Here is a 20,871-nt window from a genome sequence, read left to right as displayed (position 1 = left end):
ATATATTAATAACAAGAAAAGAAGCTGTATCAGTACAGAAGAATACTAACTAACCGAATGGAGGAATGAACGATGAAAAAGAACACAGAGCAGACGAGACAAATGGTGGAAAAGGTTTGTACAGAATGTGGTAACCAATTCAAGGAAAAGCAAGAGTCTGTAATGTACGAATGCGAGCGTTGCGTCGGACGACATGAACATTAATAAAGAATCCTATGCTTCTAATGGGGCATAGGATTTTTTTGGACGAAAGAGCATAACTATAGCCAAATACATAGCAAATACAAAATCCCTCGCCTGTAAAAATCAGCTGAGGGATTTTGTATTAAAGAAATACTCTATATTCAACACATCGTGAAATAGCATTCATTGTTATCAATTGGTCCATTCCTTATAAGATTTTGAACTTGTACTATCCAAATCCAGAAAACGACACTTAGTTGATCGTAAGTGGAAGGTGGCGACTCCCGATGGATCAGCCCGATCAGGTGAGACAACCAAAAGGAGCTTGCGACTTGGTTGGCTCACCGCGGGCCCATGGGAACGCGTCCACCTGGAACGTAGATCAACTTTTCTCTCCCCATCCCCATTTACAAAGCATGAAAAGTAAAATTCCTAATTCCGATTACAGAACTTTAGATGTTTAATGTTTTAGAAAAACTGAGAGTGGTATAGAATGATAAGGTGTATTTAGTCTGTTAGAGAGGAGGATGTATGTATGGCGTACATTGGTCTACTATTGATCGCAATCTCACTATTGATTGTCGCCATCTACCTTTCATTGTTACTGACGAAGTCTTCAAACTTATTGCTGACAGTCATGGGAACGGTAAAAGGGGTAGAGGCAGAGCTGGACAAAAGCATGGAGCAATTATATGGAACCTTAAATGAGACAGAACAACTGGCAACAGATGTTCAAGTGAAACTCGCTGCAACGACACCTTTATTTTCTACTATCGAAAATATCGGACGATCAAGCCAGTACTTGAGTGAAGAAGTAAACAAACGGACAAGACAGTTTGAAGAGGACGGTTCTCTTCCCGGAACAGAAAAGTTTGTTCAAGCCATTCAATATGGAGAGTTCGGCGCTCAGGTTTATAATTCATGGCAACGCGGCAAAAGAAGTACAAAAACTACGTAAAAGGAAATGAGGGTTGAGAATGGATCTCGTTGGAATTGGCGTTATACTGATTGGTATTGCCTTCGTCATTTTAGCTATCTATTTCGCTAAAGTACTACAACAAGTTGGAAACATCCTACACGATGTCGATGAGACAGTAGGGGCGCTTCCGAAACAACTTGACGGTATCTTGGATGAAACAGGAAACTTAATCAAAAACAGTAATGATTCATTAGCAGATATCAATACGAAAATTGAAAATCTTACACCATTGTTCCAAGTAATCGGGGACCTCGGCGAATCTACACATCAATTAACTTCTTCACTTGTGGACGTTTCATCATCTGTCCAACAAAAAGGAGAGCACACAGACACATCTGAGCAAAACAAAAAACTAGGCAACATCTACGGTTCAGCCATGCTAGGTTACTACATCTTCAAAAAGCGTAAACAATCCGTAAGTGCAGCAAAAGACCATGCAGAGCAGAACCCACCAACAAAAAGACTACCAGCGCCAGACTCTATCTAAGCGCTGGCAAAGACTGAAGACCAAACCTACCCAGGCTTGATCTTCAGTCTTTTTTTGCTTTTATAACCTAGTGAGTGGGGAAGTAGAGACGTCTTTGAACTCACTACGGCGCTAGCAGATGGCTTCCGTGAAGAGCCACGGACAGGTAAGAGCGCCTGCCCCTGTCTCTTCAATACGCCTACTGCTTGGGAGGCGCCTTCGTTTGGTTTAAGTAGGACAGATAGAGTTTCGTTTTAGAATAGAATCAGATTGAAAGTGGGAAATTGACTAATGTTTTATCTTTCACTATTTCTCAATGTTTTAACTGACAGAAAACAACACCAGTTTATCGTAAGTGCAAGGCGGCGACTCCCGATGGATCAGCCCGATCAGGTGAGACAACCAAAAAGGAGCTTGCGAACTTGGTTGGCTCACCGCGGGCCCGTGGGAAAGCGTCCGCCTGGAACGTCGATAAACGGCTTCTCCACGTTTGTTTCACCTATTCCATCCACAAAAAAGAGCCATTCACAAAGTCTCTGCAAGACTCTCTGAACAGCTCTTCCACTTACGGTCGCATCTTCTTAAGCTCTTTTCGCTGCTGCATCAAATAAAACGCCAGTGTCGCCACACCATACAAGCCTTTATACTCTTTCTCTCGGACAAACTCACCCGCATGGCCTACACGATCTTTAAAACGAATTGTCGTATCCAGTGCAGCCGTCGTTACCTCACGTGAAGCCTCGCCGACATCTCCAACAATCTGGAAAACAGGAGTGACTTCATAAATCTGCTTATTCACATTACTGATCGTATCATTTGTCGTATGAAGGATTTGCTGTGTCTGACCCGTAACTTCCGCTACCGTTGACGGCAGGGTATCGGTCGTCTTCTTGACACTCTCCAACACCTCGGTCAACTTCCCAAGCGGTTTGATCAACACGATTGCGACAATTAGTAGCGCGATGCCAATTAGCAGTACGCCTATTCCTAGTACCCAATCCATCAAGTTCACCTCTCTCCTTTATTCTGCTTCATCTTGTAATACATCTTGGACGCTACTTCAGACAATGCAGTCGTCTGCTCCATCAACTTGGCATACTTGCCAGGAGGCGCTGATACTTGATCCGCCATTTTAGCGATAGAGTTCTGCACGTACTCGGTGGATTCACGAAGTTCTTTCGCTGAAGCCGCCAATCCGTCAACCGATTGCAGTTTTGCATTCGCATCTTCTGCAATTTGGTTGGTCTGCGTCATGAGCTGATCGGCTTTATCCGTAATCCCGCCCACTTTCAGTTCCACACGTTTCATCGTTTCTTTTACATCTGTCATTGCTTCTTTGACCGCTTTGGCTGTTTTGATAATAGCAATTGCGATAACTACTAAAGCCGCAACGGCGACTATGGCACTAATATACAAGAGCACCTTCAATCTAGTCACCTCCACATAATAAGTGCGTTTCTAACCTTGAACGTCTTACTTACGTTTAAACGGGTAAACGTTCTATATCCTTGTCATTCCACAAATGAAAGTAATCTAAACACTGGCATGCTAATTAACTAGAAATACTCTACTTTTACATCGTATATGTGAGTAAAGTACCTCGAATATGATATAATTTTTAAATCAGACGTAGAAGGAGTGAAAAAAATGCCTTGTAAAGGTTGCATTGTCCGTGATATTGATTATGAAGTATCATTTGAAAATTGTCAGCAACCCGCACTCGTCGTTTCAGTAGAAGAGCATTTGAAACGAGCTCATATGCTGGTGCGCCAGGAAGACCAAACATTTCATGTGAAAGAACAAGGGATAAAAGAATTATACGACTTTTGCGTCGATCATGCAGTAGAAATGGATTCTATTCAGTTTCGCCTGGACCAAACCGACTGGCGACCATTCTCGGAAGTCATGCAAGTCGTCGAAATGCAGTGGATTGACCAAGTCATTAAAAATGAACAACTAACGAGCCATTATCAGCCTATTGTTACACCGGACCTTGAGATTTATGCCTATGAATTGCTCGCACGTTTCTACCATAAAGACGGTAGAGTGATCTATCCAAATGAAATCTTCACCGCAGCAAAAGAACGCGGTAGGTTATATGCTCTCGATAGAGTCTGTCGTCTGACCGCCGTTCGCTATGCAAAGCATATTACGCAAAAAGCATTCATTAATTTCATTCCAACGTCTATATATTCACCTGAGTTTTGCTTGCGATCTACTATTAAACTAGCGAACGATTTGGAGATTGATCCATACCGTCTGATTTTTGAAGTAGTGGAGTCGGAAAAAGTAGAAGACATGGACCATTTAAAAACCATTTTGGAGTACTATCATTCAAGAGGATTTGAGTATGCGCTCGACGATGTAGGGGAAGGCTATAATACGGTTGAAGTATTGTCTTTCCTTCGTCCGAACTATATGAAGCTCGATATTAAGTATGTGCAAGGTGTCGCTACTGATCCTGCAAAGCAAGTTATAGCAGTGAAGTTTCTTGAAAAAGCGCTGGCGGTAAATGCGATTCCATTAGCGGAAGGGATAGAAGAAGTAGAAGACTTTGAGTGGTTGAAAGCGAAAGGTTATCAATTATTCCAAGGTTATTTATTTGGTAAACCTTCAGCCGTGCCATTAGCTGAAATCTCGATATAAAGCATACGTGTGGACGAGGTTAATTAGTTTACATTGAATTTAGTTTAATGTTAAAATAAAATTAATAAGGAGATGATACATATGAAATTAGACAAAAAAGTGGCAATCATCACAGGTGGAGCAGGTGGCATCGGATTAGGAATCGCTACGGCATTCGTAAAAGAAGGAGCGACTGTTGCGATCGTTGACTTGAACAAAGAAGCAGGCGAAGCGGCGATTGAAAAATTGCAGAAAATCTCTCCGCAATCGATCTTTCTTCAAGCGGACTTAACTGCACGAAAAGAATTACCTTCCATTGTTGAGCAAGTTGTAACGAAGCTCGGTAAATTGGATGTCTTAGTCAACAACGCACATGCTTCACGTATGAAATCTATTGAAGAGATGACGCAAGAAGATATAGACCTGTCGTTCAATACAGGATTCTATCCGACGCTCTACTTGATGCAAGCTGCTCTTCCGCACTTGAAAGAGTCAAAAGGATCTGTTATTAACTTCTCATCTGGCGCAGGATTAAACGGTGATGTGAACCAAGGTTCATACGCTGCGGCGAAAGAAGCTATCCGCGGGATCACAAGAGTGGCGGCGAATGAATGGGGAGAATACGGTATTACGTGTAATCTCATTTCACCAATCGCTAAAACACCAGGCATTGAGCATTGGGGAAAAGAGAATCCTGAAGCTTATCAAGCGATTCTTGCGAAAAATCCACTTGGACGCCTTGGCGATCCAGAGAAAGACATCGGTCGCACCGCGGTATTCCTAGCGAGCGAAGACGCTTCTTACATCACCGGTCAAACGATGATGGTCGATGGCGGATCTATCAAATTACGTTAATACATTATTCAAAGCTGTCCTGATTTTATGGGGCAGCTTTTTTGTATGGAAATATGAGCAAGTTCGCAACAGCCTTCAGCAATTATTTAGTTACACGCTTACGAAAAAAAGCTGCTCCATAGTGGAACAGCTCCTCTCAAACAAACGTGTTATTTAACTTAGTGTAAATTTGGATTAAACTATTTCGTTCAGCTTCCGATAAGTGACTAAAGAACTCCGAGCGAACTTGCATTCCACATTTCTTCGCTTCGCCTAAAATTTCTAGGCCCATGGGAGTTATTTTCCAATACTTTGTTCTGCGGTCTTCTTCATCATTCCGCAACGTAATAAACTCGCTTTTAATGAGCTTCGACGACAAATGCGTCAATGAAGCGGGTGTGAAGCCGAGTGTCTCAGCCAAGTCAGTAGGACGTTGCTCGCCTTTGTTATATAACTCTAGCAGTACGAGAATATGGGAGATTCCTAGGGACAGCTTAGATTCTTGCTGGAAACGGATCAGCATTTTATTTGTCACTTGATCCATTAAATGTACCAAATTAAAAATTGTCTGTTCTTCATTCAAAAAGAACGCCTCCCTTTCCTTCAAGAAACTTTATGTTTATATACTATTCATCATACAATATTATATACGAAATGAAACAGTTGCGACACGATAATAATACCTACGTCTTGCTTATTATTTTATATTTAAAGAGTTTTTCATTTTCTTCTTTTTAAATGTAGATTGATAGCGTATGATAAAGACAACGAATGAACTAGATGAACTAAATAGGAAGGTGGGCATAAGGTTTGATGAAAGTTAAAGATTCGTTAACATTTCAGCTAGGTACGATTATAGCTGGAATCTTGGTGGTGATGTTAGCCATTACATCACTAGCTACATATAAGACTGCTTATGATAAATTATATGACGCTGCAGGAATTGAAGCGTATGGATGTGCCAATATTACTACTGGATTGATTCGACCGGGGGATATGGACAAGGCATTAGCTGGTGATACCGATACACAAGATGAGATTGGCAAGACGTTGAACTGGACAACCGAACACAAGAATATATTTGAAACACAATATATTGTGGATTTGGAAGGAAAACTCATTGCGCTTGACGATAATTTGATAGCAAAAGGGTTTTCACCGGGAGATCAGTTCCATTTGGACAAGGAAGCGATTGATGAGTTGCTTGAACACCAACATCCAACCTACTCTCAGCCTTACGAGTATGGCGACATGAAGCGACTTTCGGGTTATGCGCCAATTCATAAGGATCAGGATACTAGTAAAGAAATCATCGCAGTAAGTGTCATTGATTTTGATGCCAACATTGTCAAACAACGTACATGGGATGTCGTACGCGATGGGATTTTGCTCAGTATCATTCCGATGTTGCTTGCTTCAGTTGGAACAGGATTCCTGATCCGCCGCAAAACGAAGCCGATTACGAGTTTAATTGAGCAAGCGAAGAAAATTGCGGACGGCGACTTGGCGGTTCAACCGACAGAAGTGAAATCACAAGACGAAGTGGGCGACTTGGCTCGTACACTGAATCGGATGACGGTGAACTTACAAGATATGATTGCGACGATGAATACGACTTCGCAGCATTTATCCGAAAACGCGGGAGAAACTTCTGCATCACTTTCTGAAATGCGTGAAGCGATTACGATGGTTGCGAATAATATTGAAGAAGTTGTCACAGCGGTTACGGATAGCACGTCTACTGCGGAACACGCAACAGGTATTCTGACGGGATTAGCTAGTGGTTTGGACAATACGAAGCAAAGTGCCAATTCAATGTTAAATAATTCCAATGAAACGATGAAGATTGCACTAGAAGGCGCGAAACGTGCGGAAGAAATTCGTGACGATATGGAGTTAATTCGCAATGGTTCACAAGAAGTAGGAGACACCATCCAAAACTTGGTTGAATCTACGACGAAGATCCAAAACATCACGGGCTCCATCGCAGGAATCGCAGCTCAAACGAATTTACTCGCATTGAACGCATCTATTGAAGCGGCTCGTGCAGGTGAACACGGTAAAGGCTTTGCGGTAGTTGCGGAAGAAGTACGAAACCTTGCTGAGCAATCCAATCAGGAAGTACTCGAAGTAGAGAAGCTGGTGAAAGATATTTCGGATCGCATCCAGCAAGTCATTACTTCCACATCAGAAAATACGAAACACATCACGAAAGGTACAGAAACAGTGAAGTTAACGTCTGAGTCTTTGAGTAATATTTCCGTAGCAGTTGGAGAGACTGTCAAAGAAATTAAAAACATCTCGAACTTGATGACATCAGAAGCTTCGAAATCAACAGAAGCTGTTCAGTTGATCGAGCACTTGACACACTCTGTACAAAATATAGAAGATATGACGAATAATATTGCAGCAGCTGCCGAACAAACGACAGCGAGCATCGAAGAAATCTCAGAACGTTCCATGCAGACCAATCAAATGGCGCAGGAACTGGAAGTGTTTGTCGGTTCATTCAAATTACCTAAATAAACACTCGGCCATCGCTTTTCATGCGATGGTCTTTTTTACTATTGATTTTCGAATGTACGTTCTGTATACTACGAACATACATACGCTTAAGAAATGGGGAATACGTGATGGAAAGGAATCGGGATAGAGGGAAATTGAAGTGGACCTCGCTAATGCTGCCTGAACACCTCGAGAGACTGCGTGATTGGCAGCAGGAAGACCACTATATAGAACGACACGAGTTGACTGATTGGGAGCTACAAACGATGCAGGAGACGCTTGAAGTAGCTTGGCGCAGACGTTGCGAGACATGGATCAAGACGTGGCATGATGGGGAAGTCCGCTTTCATCAAGGGGTGATTGAAGCGCTTGATTTGCAGATGATGACGATTGTACTGCGCGACCCGTTTGGAACAGAAAGAATTCATGTGGCGGATGTGATGGATGTCCGGTTGTCAAAAGAAGCTGATGGATTGTAGACAAAAATAAAAGCCGTCTGCGAAGGCAGACAGCTCAGTCTCTGAAAAATGCTTTTTCTACGTTGTACTTGGCTTGCTGTGTGTTGATTACGTACGTTTCGTAGATTTCGCGTTCCATTGGATCATCAATGATAACAGCGGAAATTTTCGCTACTTCTTCACGGTGATTACGTAATGGAGACACTTGGTCTTCAAAATGCTTTTTCAGACGTGGACGTAATTTTCGTGCTTTTCCTACGAATAACAACTCGTCGCTTTGGTTGAAGAACAACAAAAGGCCGCCTTTATCCCGTGGAATATCATGAAAATCGATGAAACCATAGATTGGCTTGATCGGTGTTTCATCCGGTCCCATTTCTTGTTTTCTGCGAACGATCGTTACGTCCGGTTTAGGTAATGTAATATTGATCATTTTACTTCACATCCTCATATCAGTCAGTGTTTATCCTATCATATGACAGAAAAAAAAGCGAGAAACTTTCCATCCAGCCCTTGCATATAGTAGAAAAATGTCTGGGGAAGGATGAAACGATGAAAAATCCTGCTGTTATAGAGACGTATCATCTATCGAATACGAGGCCAAAAGTGGATGTATATTATCCTGTCATTACGAAACTGGATGATCCAAAAGTCCAAAAGAAGCTAAATGACGTACTCTTCAAGGAAATGAATAAATTACTTGTGGAAAATAACTATTATGAATCAAGTCTTGTGGAACTGGTGGCAAATTACGAAGTCAAAAATAACCAACGCGATATTTTAAGCATTAATTTAATCGTCTACTCGTTCACAGGCGGAGCGCACGGTATGACATACGTCAAATCGCTGACGCTCGATACGAAGACAGGAAGGCAATACAATTTGCAAGATTTATTCAAGCCGGGCAGTCCGTATGTCCAGAAAATATCGGAATATATTAGACGTCATATTCAGCAATGGAAAACGCCTGTCTTAGAACCATTTACTAAAATCCGTCCTGATCAGGATTTCTATATAGCCGATACTAGTTTAGTCGTTTATTTCCAATTGTACGAAATCTCTCCTTACGTGGCGGGGTTCCCTTATTTCCCGATACCGTTACTCGATTTACAAGAAATCATCAAACCAAATAGTCCTGCAGATCGCATGTTACCATTTATCGGATTTTGAGAATAAACTGAATAAACTATTGTATGGGCTTACATGACGAAATAGTGTTATAATTCCAATATACTAAATATATAATTGAGGTGGAAACTATGCTAAGAGATTTCTTTATCGGTTTATCTGAAAATCAACTATTAAATCAAGCTGCCCAAAAATACGGCTTCCAATTAGGAGCTCAACAAGTAGTGGCAGGAACCAACATCGAAGAAATGATCAAAAGTGTCAAAGAGCTCAATCAAGCAGGTATTTCATGCACGATCGACAATCTGGGTGAATTTGTATTCGAAAAAAGCGAGGCCATCGAAGCGAAAGAACAAATCTTAGCCGTAGTGGACGCAATCAAAGAACATCAAGTGGATGCGCACATCTCGCTCAAACCATCACAGCTTGGCCTCGATATTGACTATGACTTTTGTAAACAACAAATCGAAGAAATCGTTGAACGTGCAAGCCAAAACGAGATCTTCGTTAATTTCGACATGGAAAATTACGACCGACTAAACCCGACGTTTAAGCTACTCGATGAATTGCAAGCAGCAGGTTATAAAAATATCGGTACGGTCATTCAAGCGTATTTCCACAATGCGATGGACAATACGAAAAGATACGAAGATACACGTCTTCGTTTAGTGAAAGGCGCGTATAAAGAGTCGCCTGACGTCGCGTATATGGATAAAGCAGATATTGATGAAAATTATATAAAGATTATTGAAGAACATTTATTGCACGGAACGTTCACGTCGATTGCGACACATGACCACAATATCATCAATCATGTGAAGCGATTTGTGAAGCAGCATGATATTTCTCGTAATCAGTTCGAGTTCCAGATGTTATACGGTTTCCGCAACGAGTTGCAGTTGCAGCTGGCGAACGAGGGCTATAACTTCTGTACATACGTGCCATTTGGCGAGGACTGGTACGGATACTTCATGCGAAGATTGGCGGAGCGTCCGCAGAATATGAATTTGATCGTCAAGCAAGTGTTTAATAAGAAAACGAATACAGCGATTGGTTTAGTCACGGGAGCGTTTGTGCTTGGGCGTTTGAGCAAACGTGGGAATGGCGAGAAGAAAGATGGTGGCTGGGTTAAATATCGATGAGTGGATTTAGGACAAAGTGAGTGGGAGACGGGAAGGCGGGGGCGTGTCCGCTCATAGATTTGCGCCAGTGCTCATAGAATTGGGTTGACCGCTCTATCGCACGTGATATCCGCTCTATCCGAGTCCGCGAGTGCTCATAGATTCACCGCAAGTGATCATAGACGATCTGCGACCGCTCATAGACCACCGCGTCTTTAGGATCTAGGACTAAATGAGTCGAGATACCACACTTAGTTAGTCAATAACTTCAATTACATCCGAGCACATAGAGCGCGTAAACTTTCTATACTACTATCAAAAACACTGTTCTTTCCCGCAGTGTTTTTTTGTACTTACTTTACATAAAACATGGGAAATAGTAGTGTTATAGATAATTCAAAAAATCTTCAGTCTTTACCACATAATAGGCAGGAGGAGAGTTGATGAAAAAGCTTTTGATAATGGCTCTTTGTGCACTAGTGCTTGTAGGATGTAACACGAACCGGACGTTGTCTTATGAAGAAGTAGCGATAAAGGACTTGAGTAAGAGCGATCAGGAATTTTACGAACAAGCACAAGTTGATAATGGTGTGTACTTATTTTTCAACACGTCGGAAGATAAACTGATCATTTATTTCAACGCTTCTCATGAAAATCAAGAAGATTATGCCGCAGAATTTGCAAACTTTGACGTAGAAGGTGACGGAGATACATTGCGTATCATGTATGATAAAGATCAAGACAAAGGTGAATCGAAAACGTTTCAGGAACAGACACTCTATGAAGTTCAGTTAGACAAAGAGTATGAGACGATCGAGCTATTTGAGAATGGAGACATTGCAGCGTTCAGTTCTGTATTTTCATAAGAACACTAGAATGATTTGAAATGAGGGTGACAATGAACATTATCGAAGCAAAGTTATTTGACGCGCCAATTATCCATGACGTGATGATTCGCGCCTTTTTGAAATACGAACATGCTGAACCGCCAACGAGTGCGCTGAAAGAAACGGTAGAGAGTATTACAGCTGCATTGAAAGATGGGGAGCAGGCGGTTATCGGTTATATAGAGGAAGAACCCGTTGCGATGGTTCGTTTTCGATTAGAAGACGAGCGCCTCTACTTTTCTAGATTTTCCGTCGTGCCAGAAAGACAAGGTCAAGGCATCGCGAAAGAAATACTCCGCTTTTTAGAGGATTATGCGATGCAACAAGGGAAGAGAGTAGTAGCATGCAAAGTGCGAGCAGGTGTGCAGAAAAATATCTCGCTCTATCAATCGATCGGCTATCATGTGTGTGAAGAATCCGTATTACATAGAACTGATGGTACGTCCCTTGCTGTAGTATCTATGGAGAAATCACTCTCCTGAGCAAGGTCTTGCAAGTGAAGGAACCAAGTGATTATTGCAATACGTGGCTGGTATCTAATTAGTTTTTAAAAAAGTAGCAGTCCACATAAGTGATGAAAGGAGGAAGTACATATGCACAACAATATGTTTATATCATTTATATCTATTTTCAGCTTATTGATCTACATCATCCCAATCGTGTTCCTAATTTTCGCTGTATGGTTTGCGTTGAAATTTCTTAAGTTACAAGAACGTAAGAATGAAATCCTACAATCGATTGCAGACAAACTAAATAAGTGATGAACAATTTTTCAACTGAAGGAGAAACGTCTTGATAAAAAATATAACCGCACTTATAAGCGCAGGGGTGCTGCTTGCCATCTGTATGTTTTTATTTTTCCCCTACCCAAATAATCCGCTCATAGGGGCGACCATTACCTTTATGTCGTTTCCTATTCAAAACGAAGATGGATTCGTGTGGAAAGGAATAGTGGCTACTACTATATTCTTGATCGCGATGGCCTTACTGATTTATGGATTGAAGAAATTTTACGTAGTGGCGGCTGTACTGGTGTTGTTTTTGTACGCACTGCTTCCTGGCTACCTCGTGACAGCCTATCAGAAGACATTCGCGAGTGGGATTGGCGCGATTTCGTACGACCAGAACGGTGAATGTACATTTGATACAGTAGAAGATAATGTACGAATGAAGGGGGAGTGTGAGCTGACATTGAAAAACCACAGCAGCAAACCGGTAACATTCGAACTGGAGTTTATGGACACAGGATTTGGCTCAGAAGAAGCGAAAATGGAGTCATTGATGAATATAGCAGGGCCTTACACGATGACAGTGGAAGGAAATCGTACAGAATTCATTGAGCTCAATGAATTCTTGGATATCTCGGATGTGACTGATCATATCTATAGTGGATCGTCATCAGACGTACATTTCAAGCTGATCGAGAAAAACAAAGAACGTATTTTTTGATTAGTAGATTCTAAAATGAAATAATCATTGAATATAACCCGTAGTAGGGTATTCAATAAAATAGATAAGGAGAGGATCTTATGCTTCGGAAACTATTTTATATTACATTTTTGGCAGTTATACTGGCTGGTTGTCAGACTGCAGATAAGAACAGTACATCGAACACGCCACAAGAGGCACTCGAACAGCTTCATACAGAAGAAGGTTATGCGGAAGTTGTGAAAATGTACCGCACGTTGGAAGTCGATAATAATAAAGTAATCAGTGTCTATAAAGGAATAGTAGATGACAAAGAAGAAATATTTATCGCAAAGTTGAACAAAGAGAAAGATGATACGTGGACGGTAACGGATGCGATTGGAATCGGCATGCCTTCTGAGGAGAATCTAGGGGAGAGTACTAAAACTTCTTCGTTTGAAGCAGGCTTCACAAAGAAAAATAATGCACCGAGCCCTAATACTAAATTGGTTCAGACAGATGACAAAAAATATAGAGTCTGGGTGAAAGTAATCGAGTAAAACGAAAAGACCGCTTGCGCGGTCTTTTTTTCATTGTCTGTAAAGTAAAATAACAAAATAGACAACCATCGCAAGCATGCCAAGTGGTACACCAACACGCGCCCACTCCCCGCTACGGATATTGAGTTTACCGGCTGCAATAATATTCGGGATGTTTCCGGGAATCAACATTCCACCACTGATCAGCAAGCCGAGCAACAACGCTTGGATCGTTGACTCGTCCATCGCGGGACTGATTTCCGCGGCAGCCAGTGTTGCATTGTCAAGTACAGCTGAAATCATATTGATCCAGTATAGTGTCAAAGGCTGAAGGTCAAGCAAGTACAGCGTAATCAGCGGCTCAAATCCTGCGCCGAGTAATGTTAAAGCCAATACAAATACATATACTTTCACACTGCGTCCGAAAATACTTATGTACGACTCTGCCGCTTGTCCGGAAGAACGGGACAGCGAACGGTTGCGCGGACGAATGATTAGGAAAGCGAGCAGTCCGAAGACGAAGACACCAGCTAAGATATCTGTACCGAGTAAGTTCATTAGATAGTAAAAGTCCTCGTCGAGTTTATTCGTCGCAATCGTTGAAAGTGGCTCACCAATTGGCGTCAGAACTGCGCCCATGCCGATTGCGTAACATGCAAGTATTACAAAGCGGATTTCTGAACGTCGATCCATCTGCAAGACGGATGCAATAGCCACGAGAACTAGCGCTGCGATGATGGCAGTAATTACGCTGGAGATCAACCCTAACATCATAATAGTCAATACCAGAAAAAGTCGGAATGGTAGAATTCGACTTACTGAAAGCACAGTCTTCTCAAACGGTTTGCGTATCCAGCGAAAAAGAATTCCTGCTACGAGAACGGCAAGCGTGATATGCAAGGGATCGCGTACCGCCTGCATCCACAACTCCCATTGCAACACGCCACTAACAAATGCCGCAGCGCATCCCATAACGAATAAAAAAAATTCCAAATTACGTTCGATTCTCGGAACGGTAAACGGCAATAAAAGTACTAATCCCAAAATTATGAGCAATCCAGTGACCATACGTATCTCCTTTCGGCAATCTTTCTTCTACACTGTATGCAAACCGCCGATTCATCTTGCATACAGTCTGAATAGAATAGTAAAAAGAGGAGGACACGCATTGGAAGTTTCGGATATTGTATTGATCCCCGTGATTATCGGGTTAACGGAAATTTTAAAGATGTACGGATTGCCGAAGAAACTGATTCCGATTTTTTCTTTACTATTAGGCATCGGTGGCGGAATCTTCTACTTGTTTCCCCATGATTGGAAGTCTGGGATACTCGGAGGGATTATTATGGGGTTGTCGGCAAGTGGGTTGTATTCAAGTGGGAAGACGATTGTTAGGAAGCCGCCGTGTGAGGAGGAAGATGAACAGTAATTTTTACAAAAGTAAGCCCTTATTTTTGTCATGAATTAGGGGCTTTTTTTGTGTGAAATGAATTGCCATAGGTGCTGAATTTAATCAAGGACTCAACTGTTGTAGTTTACTTTTGATTCTATAAGTTTTACGATTATAAGTGAAGTGAAACGTCAAATTTGGGGCATTATAGCACTAACAGCACTCACATTATTACTCATTTATGATTTCTTTCCAAAGTTGATTCCTTTTATAAATATCCCCAAATCAATACTTATTGTACTTATACTAGTGATTGCTCTTATTGGCCTTTTTATGGATTATGTTTTTCATAAGTATTATTGCTAGTATGAAAAGATAAAGGTACGAATTGCTAAAGAAGTTGGTGTCGATCTTATAAGAGTAAAACGACCTTCAAGCAATCGCCTCGCGAGGAAGAAATGTGAGAGCGGCTTTCCGCTGATTTACGACTGTGGTATACTCGGCCTAGTTAAGCAGTTTCGGACTCGTGATTAGGTCGTAACATAAGGGGGGACTCGCATTGGAGATCGATAAAAAGCAACTGATCATAGAAGCAGCCAAACTTTACTATCAATTTGATTATACTCAGCTCGCCATTTCAAAAAAACTGGGCGTTTCGAGGCCGACCGTTTCGAGGCTTCTGCAACAAGCCAAAAAGAATGGCTATGTGAAAATCGATATTATCGATCCTTTTCATGATAATAATCAATTGGCGAAATCTTTGCAGCACAAATATCAAATCGAAGAAGTGAATATTGCGTACTCGGCAGTAGAAGATGAGGGCGATGTGATCCAAGCTATCAGCACGGAAGCGGCGGATTATTTGCATCGAATCATAAAAGACGGCGATATCCTTGGCGTGACGTGGGGGCGGACGATGTATCGGGTAGCCAACGCATTGAAGCAAAAAGATGTAAAAGGAGTCGAGGTCATTCAGCTAAAAGGCGGTATTGGCCTGTCGGACGTTAATACATACGATTCTGAAACGGTTTACAAATTTGCGGAAGCCTTCCATACCGTTCCGCGTTACTTGCCACTCCCTGTTCTGGTCGACACGCCTGAAGTCAAAGAGGTGATTGAGTCGGACCGCTATATGCACCGTCTCATTGGACTTGGAAGACAGGCGAATATCGCCATGTTTACGGTAGGTGCAGTCGACAGCGAATCGCTATTGTTCCGTCTTGGTTATTTGACGACCGAAGAAGAACAGCAACTCCATCAAGAAGCAATTGGCGATATTTGTTCACGCTTCTTCAAACGTACGGGGGAAGTTTGCGAGACCACTGTCAGTGACCGAACGATTGGGATCCGGCTGGAAGAGTTAAAGCAAAAAGAAAAATCTATTCTTGTGGCTGGCGGAAACCGTAAAGTAGAGGCCATTCACGGAGCACTTCAGGGTGGTTATGCGAACGTCTTCATAACCGACCAGTACACAGCACAGGCTTTGTTGCTCCATCAATAGTAATACATGAGAATCCACTTATTTAAAAGTGTGATTCTTTTTTTAATTCGGAATGAACAATGTTTCACTTACGTTGCACATCTGCTCAAAGTCTGTGATATACTATACATAAAGTCAGGTCGCAATGGTATCCTAAGGAAAATGGTGTGCAAGAAGCAAAGTGTAAGCGTAACCAACATGCGAGGGAGGAAGTATGATGAACTTTGTATTTTATATAACTGGATTGTTGCTCGTGTTAATCGTGGGCTTGATTGTCAGTGTGGACCGCAGGAAAATTCGCTATAAACCGATTGTGATCATGCTGATGACCCAGCTTGTCTTGACATTTATTTTGTTAAATACAAAAGTGGGCGTAGTCTCCATCGGCTTTGTTTCGGCTTTATTCTCGAAGCTAGTTGATCTTGGGGTAACAGGTGTCAATTTCGTGTTTGGCGGATTGGAAAATGAAGGAGAATACGTATTCTTCTTGAACGTCTTATTGCCAATCGTGTTCATTTCCGTGTTGATCGGTATATTGAATCAATTCAAGATCTTACCGTTCATCATTAAATACGTAGGAATCGTTCTGAGTAAATTGAATGGCATGGGGAAAATGGAGAACTACATAGCCGTATCCTCTGCGGTGCTCGGGCAGTCCGAAGTGTTCTTAACTATTAAGGACCAAATGGATGATATTTCAAAAAGACGTTTGTATACGTTTTGTACTTCCGCGATGAGTGCAGTCAGTGTTGCCATCGTTGGTGCATACATGGAAATCATCGAACCGCAGTTTGTCGTAGTGGCGATTGCGCTTAATATTATGTCGGCACTGATTGTCGCAAGTATCATCAACCCATATGAATTATCTGAAGAAGAAGATACGCTAACGATCGAGTCGAAGAAGAAGTTGTCATTTTTCCAGATGATCAGTGAAAGTATTATGGATGGTTTTAAAGTCGCGATTATTGTCGCTGCCATGCTGATCGGTTTCATCGCGTTGATGAACGGAATTGATTATCTCTTTGAAATGCTGTTCAACGTTTCCTTCCAGACCATTTTAGGGTATATCTTTGCACCAATCGCCTTTGTGATGGGCGTGCCTTGGGCAGACAGTGTACAAGCCGGTAGTATCATGGCGACCAAACTTGTCACAAACGAATTTGTGGCGATGTTGAGTTTCACGGAGATTTCGGCAGGCCTATCAACGAAAGCAGTAGGTATGATATCGGTGTTCCTTGTTAGTTTTGCGAATTTCAGTTCCATTGGGATTATTACAGGAGCTGTCAAGGCGTTGAGTTCAAAACAAGGAGACGAAGTGGCAAGAAACGGTTTGAAATTACTTTTGGGTTCAACATTGGCTTCAGTCCTTTCAGCGACTGTCATTGGCCTATTTTTATAATAGAAATGAGACATAAATTTAAAAACAGGAGTGGTGGATGCTATGCGTATGGTAGATATGATTGAGAAAAAACGAGATGGACATGTGTTAACAAACGAAGAAATTTCATTTGTCATCAATGGATATACGGACGGATCAATTCCAGATTACCAAATGTCTGCGTTTCAAATGGCGGTATATTTCCAGGGGATGACGTTGGAAGAAACCGCGCAGTTCACAATGGCGATGGTGGAGTCAGGCGATCAAGTCGATTTGTCTGCTATTGAAGGCGTCAAGGTGGATAAACACTCTACGGGCGGAGTTGGCGATACGACAACACTTGTACTCGCTCCACTTGTCGCTGCACTCGATATCCCTGTAGCTAAAATGTCGGGCCGCGGATTGGGTCATACGGGCGGAACACTTGATAAGCTAGAGTCCGTTCCTGGTTTCCATATCGAAATTACGGACAAAGAATTCTTCGATCTTGTCAATACGAACAAAATTGCGGTAATCGGTCAATCAGGCAATATCACCCCTGCAGACAAGAAGATTTACAGTCTGCGCGATGTCACGGCAACGGTCAGTTCAATTCCGTTGATCGCAAGCTCAATCATGAGCAAAAAGATTGCGGCGGGATCGGATGCAATTGTTCTTGATGTAAAAGTCGGAACAGGCGCGTTCATGAAAGATCTCGACATGGCTCGTGAATTGGCGGGAGAAATGGTGCAAATCGGAAATAAAATCGGTCGTCAAACGATGGCTGTAATTTCGGACATGAACCAGCCGCTCGGTTATGCGATCGGAAATGCTCTCGAAGTCAAAGAAGCCGTCGAAACGTTGCAAGGCAATGGACCGGAAGATTTGCACGAACTGTGCTTGACGCTCGGCAGCCATATGGTTCGTTTGGCAGGAAAAGCGGACTCTACGGAAGAAGCGCGAAAAATGCTCGAAGAAGTTATCCAAAACGGCAAAGCGCTTGAAGTGTTTAAACTGTTCTTGCAATCCCAAGGCGGCGACACATCCGTCATTGACGATCTATCGAAGCTTCCTACGGCCCAGTATACAATAGACGTGCCAGCTAAAGAAGCGGGATATGTCTCTGCGATTACTGCGGATGAAATCGGTACGGCTGCAATGCTTCTAGGTGCGGGACGCGCAACAAAAGAATCCGAAATCGATTTGGCGGTTGGGCTAGTGCTGCACAAGAAAATCGGTGACTCCGTGGAAGTGGGCGAATCACTCGTGACGATTCACAGCAACACGGAAGATATCAAAGACGTAAAAGAAAAGATCTATCATGCTTATGGAGTTTCGGCTTCTAAAGTACAGCCTGTAACACTCGTGCATGACGAAATTACAAAATAATTAAAGGAGTGGTTCATAAATGAATAAAGCACAAATGATCGACCATACATTATTGAAAGCCGACGCAACGAAAGACAAAGTCGCGGCGCTCATACAAGAAGCAAAAGACTATCAGTTTAAATCAGTATGCATTAACCCGGGCTGGGTTTCATATGCCGCTGAACAGCTAAAAGGCACCGATGTGTTGGTCTGCACGGTAATCGGTTTCCCTCTTGGTGCGACTACTTCTGCAGTCAAAGCATTCGAAACTAAAGATGCAGTGGCGAACGGAGCAGGAGAAATCGACATGGTCATCAATATCGGAGCACTGAAAGACCGGGATGACGAATGGGTCGAATCAGATATTCGTGCGGTAGTCGAAGCAGCTAACGGTACATTGGTCAAAGTTATCATCGAAACATGCTTGCTGACAGATGAAGAAATCGTTCGTGCATGCGAGCTATCCGTCAAAGCGGGCGCTGATTTCGTCAAGACGTCAACTGGGTTCTCAACAGGTGGCGCGACGGTAGAAGACGTGGCTCTTATGCGGAAGACAGTTGGCCCAGACATTGGTGTCAAAGCGTCCGGCGGCGTGCGCAGCGGAGAAGATTTCGATGCGCTAGTCGAAGCAGGGGCTACGCGTATTGGTGCAAGCTCGGGTATTAGCATTGTAAAAGGCGAAGTATCAGACTCGAATTATTAATAGTTTCGTTACAGGACTGTTCTGCATATATGCAGGACAGTCCTGTTTTTATGGAACTAGATGTCTATTATTTGGTGGAAAGTGGTAATATTTTCTTGAGTAGCAGTAGGAGGACTTGTGCTTTCCATTACTAATAATGATTTGGGAGATCGAGGTAATAAAAACAAGAATATAGTTGGTGCACTTATAGCCGCTATTCAAAAGAATTATGTCTGGAACGTACAGTTCTATCAATGAGTTAATCCACTTCCTTGTCTTCTTTTTCAAGCCGTTTAACAATTCTTTCTAATAATTTATTGAGTGTCTCCACATCATTACTTTGTGAGTTATTCTTTACTTGTTCTTTTTTTAAATCATCAATTTGACTTTGTAATTTTTCCAGTTCTTGCTGTTGTTGAATGTCAGAAATTCGGCTTTCTTCGATTGAAATAGCTCCACCAAGTGTTTGTAAAGCGTCCCCAAATGTAGAGATGGCTGAACCCAATAATGCAATTTGATCACCAGTAATCGTAGAACTATCATTATTTTTCAAGCCATTATTAAAAAATGAATCATTTGTTCCCAAAATCATCACTCCTTGACTATATTAACAAACGAGTATTTCCGTCTATTAGACACAATATGTTCATAATGCAGGATAGGGAACTTGTTGGAATACATTTAGAAGATATAAAATTAATCTTTATGAAAGAAAAGGCTCATCTATGGAAAGATTTTTAAAGCACTCACTTAGTGGAACTTTCACATAGGCCGCGATGCACTTACATCATCTACTGATTTTACCCCGCAAAAACTATATGTTTAGTAGCAGTTATATAGAGTATTTTCATTCTTCGTCGAGTAAATACGATGTTTCCAAATATGAAGAAATATATTTGGAAATTGATCTTGATTATGAGGAAGGATAGGATGAAAAAGAAAAGTTTAATGATGTTGATAGGAATAATAATGATTTTAGCTGCTTATTCAGGAGAAAATGTCAGTAAAGACAAAGAAGATCAAAATAAAGTGGATATTATTGAATGCAATTTAGGATCAAAACAATTTATTTATAGTAGGATTTAAAAAAACGATTGGACAACTGCCCAATCGTTTTTTTATTAAACTGTATTAATTACCTGAGTTAATTTTTAAATGAATAACTCCATCAAAAAAATTAAGCATATTATTCAGTTGTAATGCTGAAATCTCGACTGCGAATTAATGCAAAGAGAGCACTAAGTCCTAACAATGTTGCTGCAAGAACAAATGTGATCCTGACATCCCAATGCTCCGCAATCGCTCCAAAACTTATTGAAGAAATACCGAATAACAGTGATATTAAAGCACTTTGAACGGCATAAATTTTAGGGAGTTCGTCAGTAGTCGCGGATTTTTGAAGCATTGTTTCACTTACAATACCTTTTAATTGTTGAATAATTCCATTCAGAATAACAAGTAG

Annotated in this window: 26 protein-coding genes and 1 pseudogene; 20 read left to right on the top strand and 7 right to left on the bottom strand. The window is 41.7% G+C overall.

Annotated features, from left to right (window positions below; translation table 11 throughout):
• Positions 1–72 precede the first annotated feature (72 nt).
• The 3 genes from yhfH (at position 73) to Q7P97_RS11150 (ending at position 1,649) form a co-directional block, all read left to right on the top strand.
• Positions 73–204, top strand: coding sequence for a protein YhfH (yhfH, locus tag Q7P97_RS11160; protein ID WP_085426359.1), 132 nt, complete (start codon positions 73–75; stop codon positions 202–204).
• Positions 205–718: 514 nt separating this feature from the next.
• Positions 719–1,141 (top strand): DUF948 domain-containing protein, encoded by a 423-nt coding sequence (locus Q7P97_RS11155; protein WP_085426358.1) that lies wholly within the window; start codon positions 719–721, stop codon positions 1,139–1,141.
• A gap of 19 nt (positions 1,142–1,160) precedes the next feature.
• Positions 1,161–1,649 carry a DUF948 domain-containing protein gene (locus Q7P97_RS11150; protein WP_303969259.1) on the top strand — a complete coding sequence of 163 codons (489 nt, stop codon included), beginning with the start codon at positions 1,161–1,163 and terminating at the stop codon, positions 1,647–1,649.
• Between the two features lie 544 nt (positions 1,650–2,193).
• On the opposite strand, the gene Q7P97_RS11145 is transcribed toward Q7P97_RS11150, so the two are convergent.
• Both Q7P97_RS11145 and Q7P97_RS11140 read right to left on the bottom strand, forming a co-directional pair.
• Complete coding sequence (locus Q7P97_RS11145) at positions 2,194–2,631, bottom strand: DUF948 domain-containing protein (protein WP_085426356.1); 438 nt, start codon at positions 2,629–2,631, stop codon at positions 2,194–2,196.
• A 5-nt stretch (positions 2,632–2,636) separates the two neighbouring features.
• Positions 2,637–3,050, bottom strand: coding sequence for a DUF948 domain-containing protein (locus Q7P97_RS11140; protein WP_303969264.1), 414 nt, complete (start codon positions 3,048–3,050; stop codon positions 2,637–2,639).
• Positions 3,051–3,275: 225 nt separating this feature from the next.
• On the opposite strand from Q7P97_RS11140, the gene Q7P97_RS11135 reads away from it, so the two are divergent.
• A complete protein-coding gene (locus Q7P97_RS11135; RefSeq protein WP_303969258.1) occupies positions 3,276–4,274 on the top strand; it encodes an EAL domain-containing protein in 999 nt (332 codons plus the stop codon).
• An 81-nt stretch (positions 4,275–4,355) separates the two neighbouring features.
• Positions 4,356–5,108, top strand: a complete 753-nt coding sequence (locus tag Q7P97_RS11130; RefSeq protein ID WP_303969257.1) for an SDR family NAD(P)-dependent oxidoreductase — start codon at positions 4,356–4,358, stop codon at positions 5,106–5,108.
• 136 nt (positions 5,109–5,244) lie between these two features.
• On the opposite strand, the gene Q7P97_RS11125 is transcribed toward Q7P97_RS11130, so the two are convergent.
• Complete coding sequence (locus Q7P97_RS11125; RefSeq protein ID WP_303969256.1) at positions 5,245–5,670, bottom strand: MarR family winged helix-turn-helix transcriptional regulator; 426 nt, start codon at positions 5,668–5,670, stop codon at positions 5,245–5,247.
• 230 nt (positions 5,671–5,900) lie between these two features.
• On the opposite strand from Q7P97_RS11125, the gene Q7P97_RS11120 reads away from it, so the two are divergent.
• Together Q7P97_RS11120 and Q7P97_RS11115 are read left to right on the top strand one after the other, a co-directional pair.
• On the top strand, positions 5,901–7,613 hold the full coding sequence (locus tag Q7P97_RS11120; protein ID WP_303969263.1) for a methyl-accepting chemotaxis protein: 1,713 nt from the start codon (positions 5,901–5,903) through the stop codon (positions 7,611–7,613).
• A gap of 152 nt (positions 7,614–7,765) precedes the next feature.
• Positions 7,766–8,071 (top strand): YolD-like family protein, encoded by a 306-nt coding sequence (locus tag Q7P97_RS11115; RefSeq protein ID WP_303969255.1) that lies wholly within the window; start codon positions 7,766–7,768, stop codon positions 8,069–8,071.
• 34 nt (positions 8,072–8,105) lie between these two features.
• Here the strand turns inward: Q7P97_RS11115 and Q7P97_RS11110 are convergent, their stop codons facing one another.
• Positions 8,106–8,483 (bottom strand): nucleotide excision repair endonuclease, encoded by a 378-nt coding sequence (locus Q7P97_RS11110; RefSeq protein WP_085426351.1) that lies wholly within the window; start codon positions 8,481–8,483, stop codon positions 8,106–8,108.
• A 119-nt stretch (positions 8,484–8,602) separates the two neighbouring features.
• Between Q7P97_RS11110 and Q7P97_RS11105 the strand changes: the two genes are divergently transcribed.
• The 7 genes from Q7P97_RS11105 (at position 8,603) to Q7P97_RS11075 (ending at position 13,153) form a co-directional block, all read left to right on the top strand.
• The gene (locus Q7P97_RS11105) at positions 8,603–9,220 is read left to right on the top strand and encodes a DUF3298 and DUF4163 domain-containing protein (RefSeq protein ID WP_085426350.1); all 618 of its coding nucleotides are present in this window, start codon (positions 8,603–8,605) and stop codon (positions 9,218–9,220) included.
• Between the two features lie 89 nt (positions 9,221–9,309).
• Entirely contained in the window at positions 9,310–10,320 is a 1,011-nt protein-coding gene (locus tag Q7P97_RS11100; protein WP_303969254.1) for a proline dehydrogenase family protein, read from the top strand.
• Between the two features lie 422 nt (positions 10,321–10,742).
• The gene (locus Q7P97_RS11095; RefSeq protein WP_303969253.1) at positions 10,743–11,165 is read left to right on the top strand and encodes a hypothetical protein; all 423 of its coding nucleotides are present in this window, start codon (positions 10,743–10,745) and stop codon (positions 11,163–11,165) included.
• A gap of 32 nt (positions 11,166–11,197) precedes the next feature.
• Positions 11,198–11,668: a GNAT family N-acetyltransferase gene (locus Q7P97_RS11090; RefSeq protein ID WP_303969252.1), complete on the top strand. Its 471-nt coding sequence runs from the start codon at positions 11,198–11,200 to the stop codon at positions 11,666–11,668.
• Positions 11,669–11,779: 111 nt separating this feature from the next.
• The gene (locus tag Q7P97_RS11085; protein ID WP_303969251.1) at positions 11,780–11,947 is read left to right on the top strand and encodes a hypothetical protein; all 168 of its coding nucleotides are present in this window, start codon (positions 11,780–11,782) and stop codon (positions 11,945–11,947) included.
• A gap of 31 nt (positions 11,948–11,978) precedes the next feature.
• A complete protein-coding gene (locus Q7P97_RS11080; RefSeq protein WP_303969250.1) occupies positions 11,979–12,635 on the top strand; it encodes a hypothetical protein in 657 nt (218 codons plus the stop codon).
• An 80-nt stretch (positions 12,636–12,715) separates the two neighbouring features.
• Positions 12,716–13,153, top strand: a complete 438-nt coding sequence (locus Q7P97_RS11075; protein ID WP_303969249.1) for a hypothetical protein — start codon at positions 12,716–12,718, stop codon at positions 13,151–13,153.
• Between the two features lie 30 nt (positions 13,154–13,183).
• On the opposite strand, the gene Q7P97_RS11070 is transcribed toward Q7P97_RS11075, so the two are convergent.
• Entirely contained in the window at positions 13,184–14,200 is a 1,017-nt protein-coding gene (locus Q7P97_RS11070) for a DUF1646 family protein (RefSeq protein ID WP_303969248.1), read from the bottom strand.
• 100 nt (positions 14,201–14,300) lie between these two features.
• On the opposite strand from Q7P97_RS11070, the gene Q7P97_RS11065 reads away from it, so the two are divergent.
• The 5 genes from Q7P97_RS11065 (at position 14,301) to deoC (ending at position 19,430) form a co-directional block, all read left to right on the top strand.
• The gene (locus Q7P97_RS11065; protein ID WP_303969247.1) at positions 14,301–14,561 is read left to right on the top strand and encodes a hypothetical protein; all 261 of its coding nucleotides are present in this window, start codon (positions 14,301–14,303) and stop codon (positions 14,559–14,561) included.
• Between the two features lie 520 nt (positions 14,562–15,081).
• The gene (gene deoR / locus Q7P97_RS11060; RefSeq protein ID WP_303969246.1) at positions 15,082–16,023 is read left to right on the top strand and encodes a DNA-binding transcriptional repressor DeoR; all 942 of its coding nucleotides are present in this window, start codon (positions 15,082–15,084) and stop codon (positions 16,021–16,023) included.
• Between the two features lie 196 nt (positions 16,024–16,219).
• The gene (locus Q7P97_RS11055) at positions 16,220–17,401 is read left to right on the top strand and encodes a NupC/NupG family nucleoside CNT transporter (protein ID WP_303969245.1); all 1,182 of its coding nucleotides are present in this window, start codon (positions 16,220–16,222) and stop codon (positions 17,399–17,401) included.
• A gap of 42 nt (positions 17,402–17,443) precedes the next feature.
• Entirely contained in the window at positions 17,444–18,748 is a 1,305-nt protein-coding gene (locus Q7P97_RS11050; RefSeq protein ID WP_303969244.1) for a pyrimidine-nucleoside phosphorylase, read from the top strand.
• A 19-nt stretch (positions 18,749–18,767) separates the two neighbouring features.
• Positions 18,768–19,430, top strand: coding sequence for a deoxyribose-phosphate aldolase (deoC, locus tag Q7P97_RS11045; RefSeq protein WP_303969243.1), 663 nt, complete (start codon positions 18,768–18,770; stop codon positions 19,428–19,430).
• A gap of 238 nt (positions 19,431–19,668) precedes the next feature.
• On the opposite strand, the gene Q7P97_RS11040 is transcribed toward deoC, so the two are convergent.
• Entirely contained in the window at positions 19,669–19,995 is a 327-nt protein-coding gene (locus tag Q7P97_RS11040) for a hypothetical protein (RefSeq protein WP_303969242.1), read from the bottom strand.
• Positions 19,996–20,339: 344 nt separating this feature from the next.
• On the opposite strand from Q7P97_RS11040, the gene Q7P97_RS11035 reads away from it, so the two are divergent.
• The gene (locus tag Q7P97_RS11035) at positions 20,340–20,495 is read left to right on the top strand and encodes a hypothetical protein (RefSeq protein ID WP_303969241.1); all 156 of its coding nucleotides are present in this window, start codon (positions 20,340–20,342) and stop codon (positions 20,493–20,495) included.
• Positions 20,496–20,595: 100 nt separating this feature from the next.
• Here Q7P97_RS11035 and Q7P97_RS11030 read toward each other — a convergent pair.
• A pseudogene (locus Q7P97_RS11030) lies at positions 20,596–20,871 on the bottom strand (MFS transporter); the annotation flags it as partial.

The sequence above is a fragment of the Sporosarcina ureae genome (assembly GCF_029267015.1).
In the GTDB taxonomy this organism is placed as follows: Bacteria; Bacillota; Bacilli; order Bacillales_A; family Planococcaceae; genus Sporosarcina; species Sporosarcina ureae_D.
The sequence above is the reverse complement of the archived record's forward strand: the minus strand, read 5'-3'. Positions and strand labels throughout refer to the sequence as shown.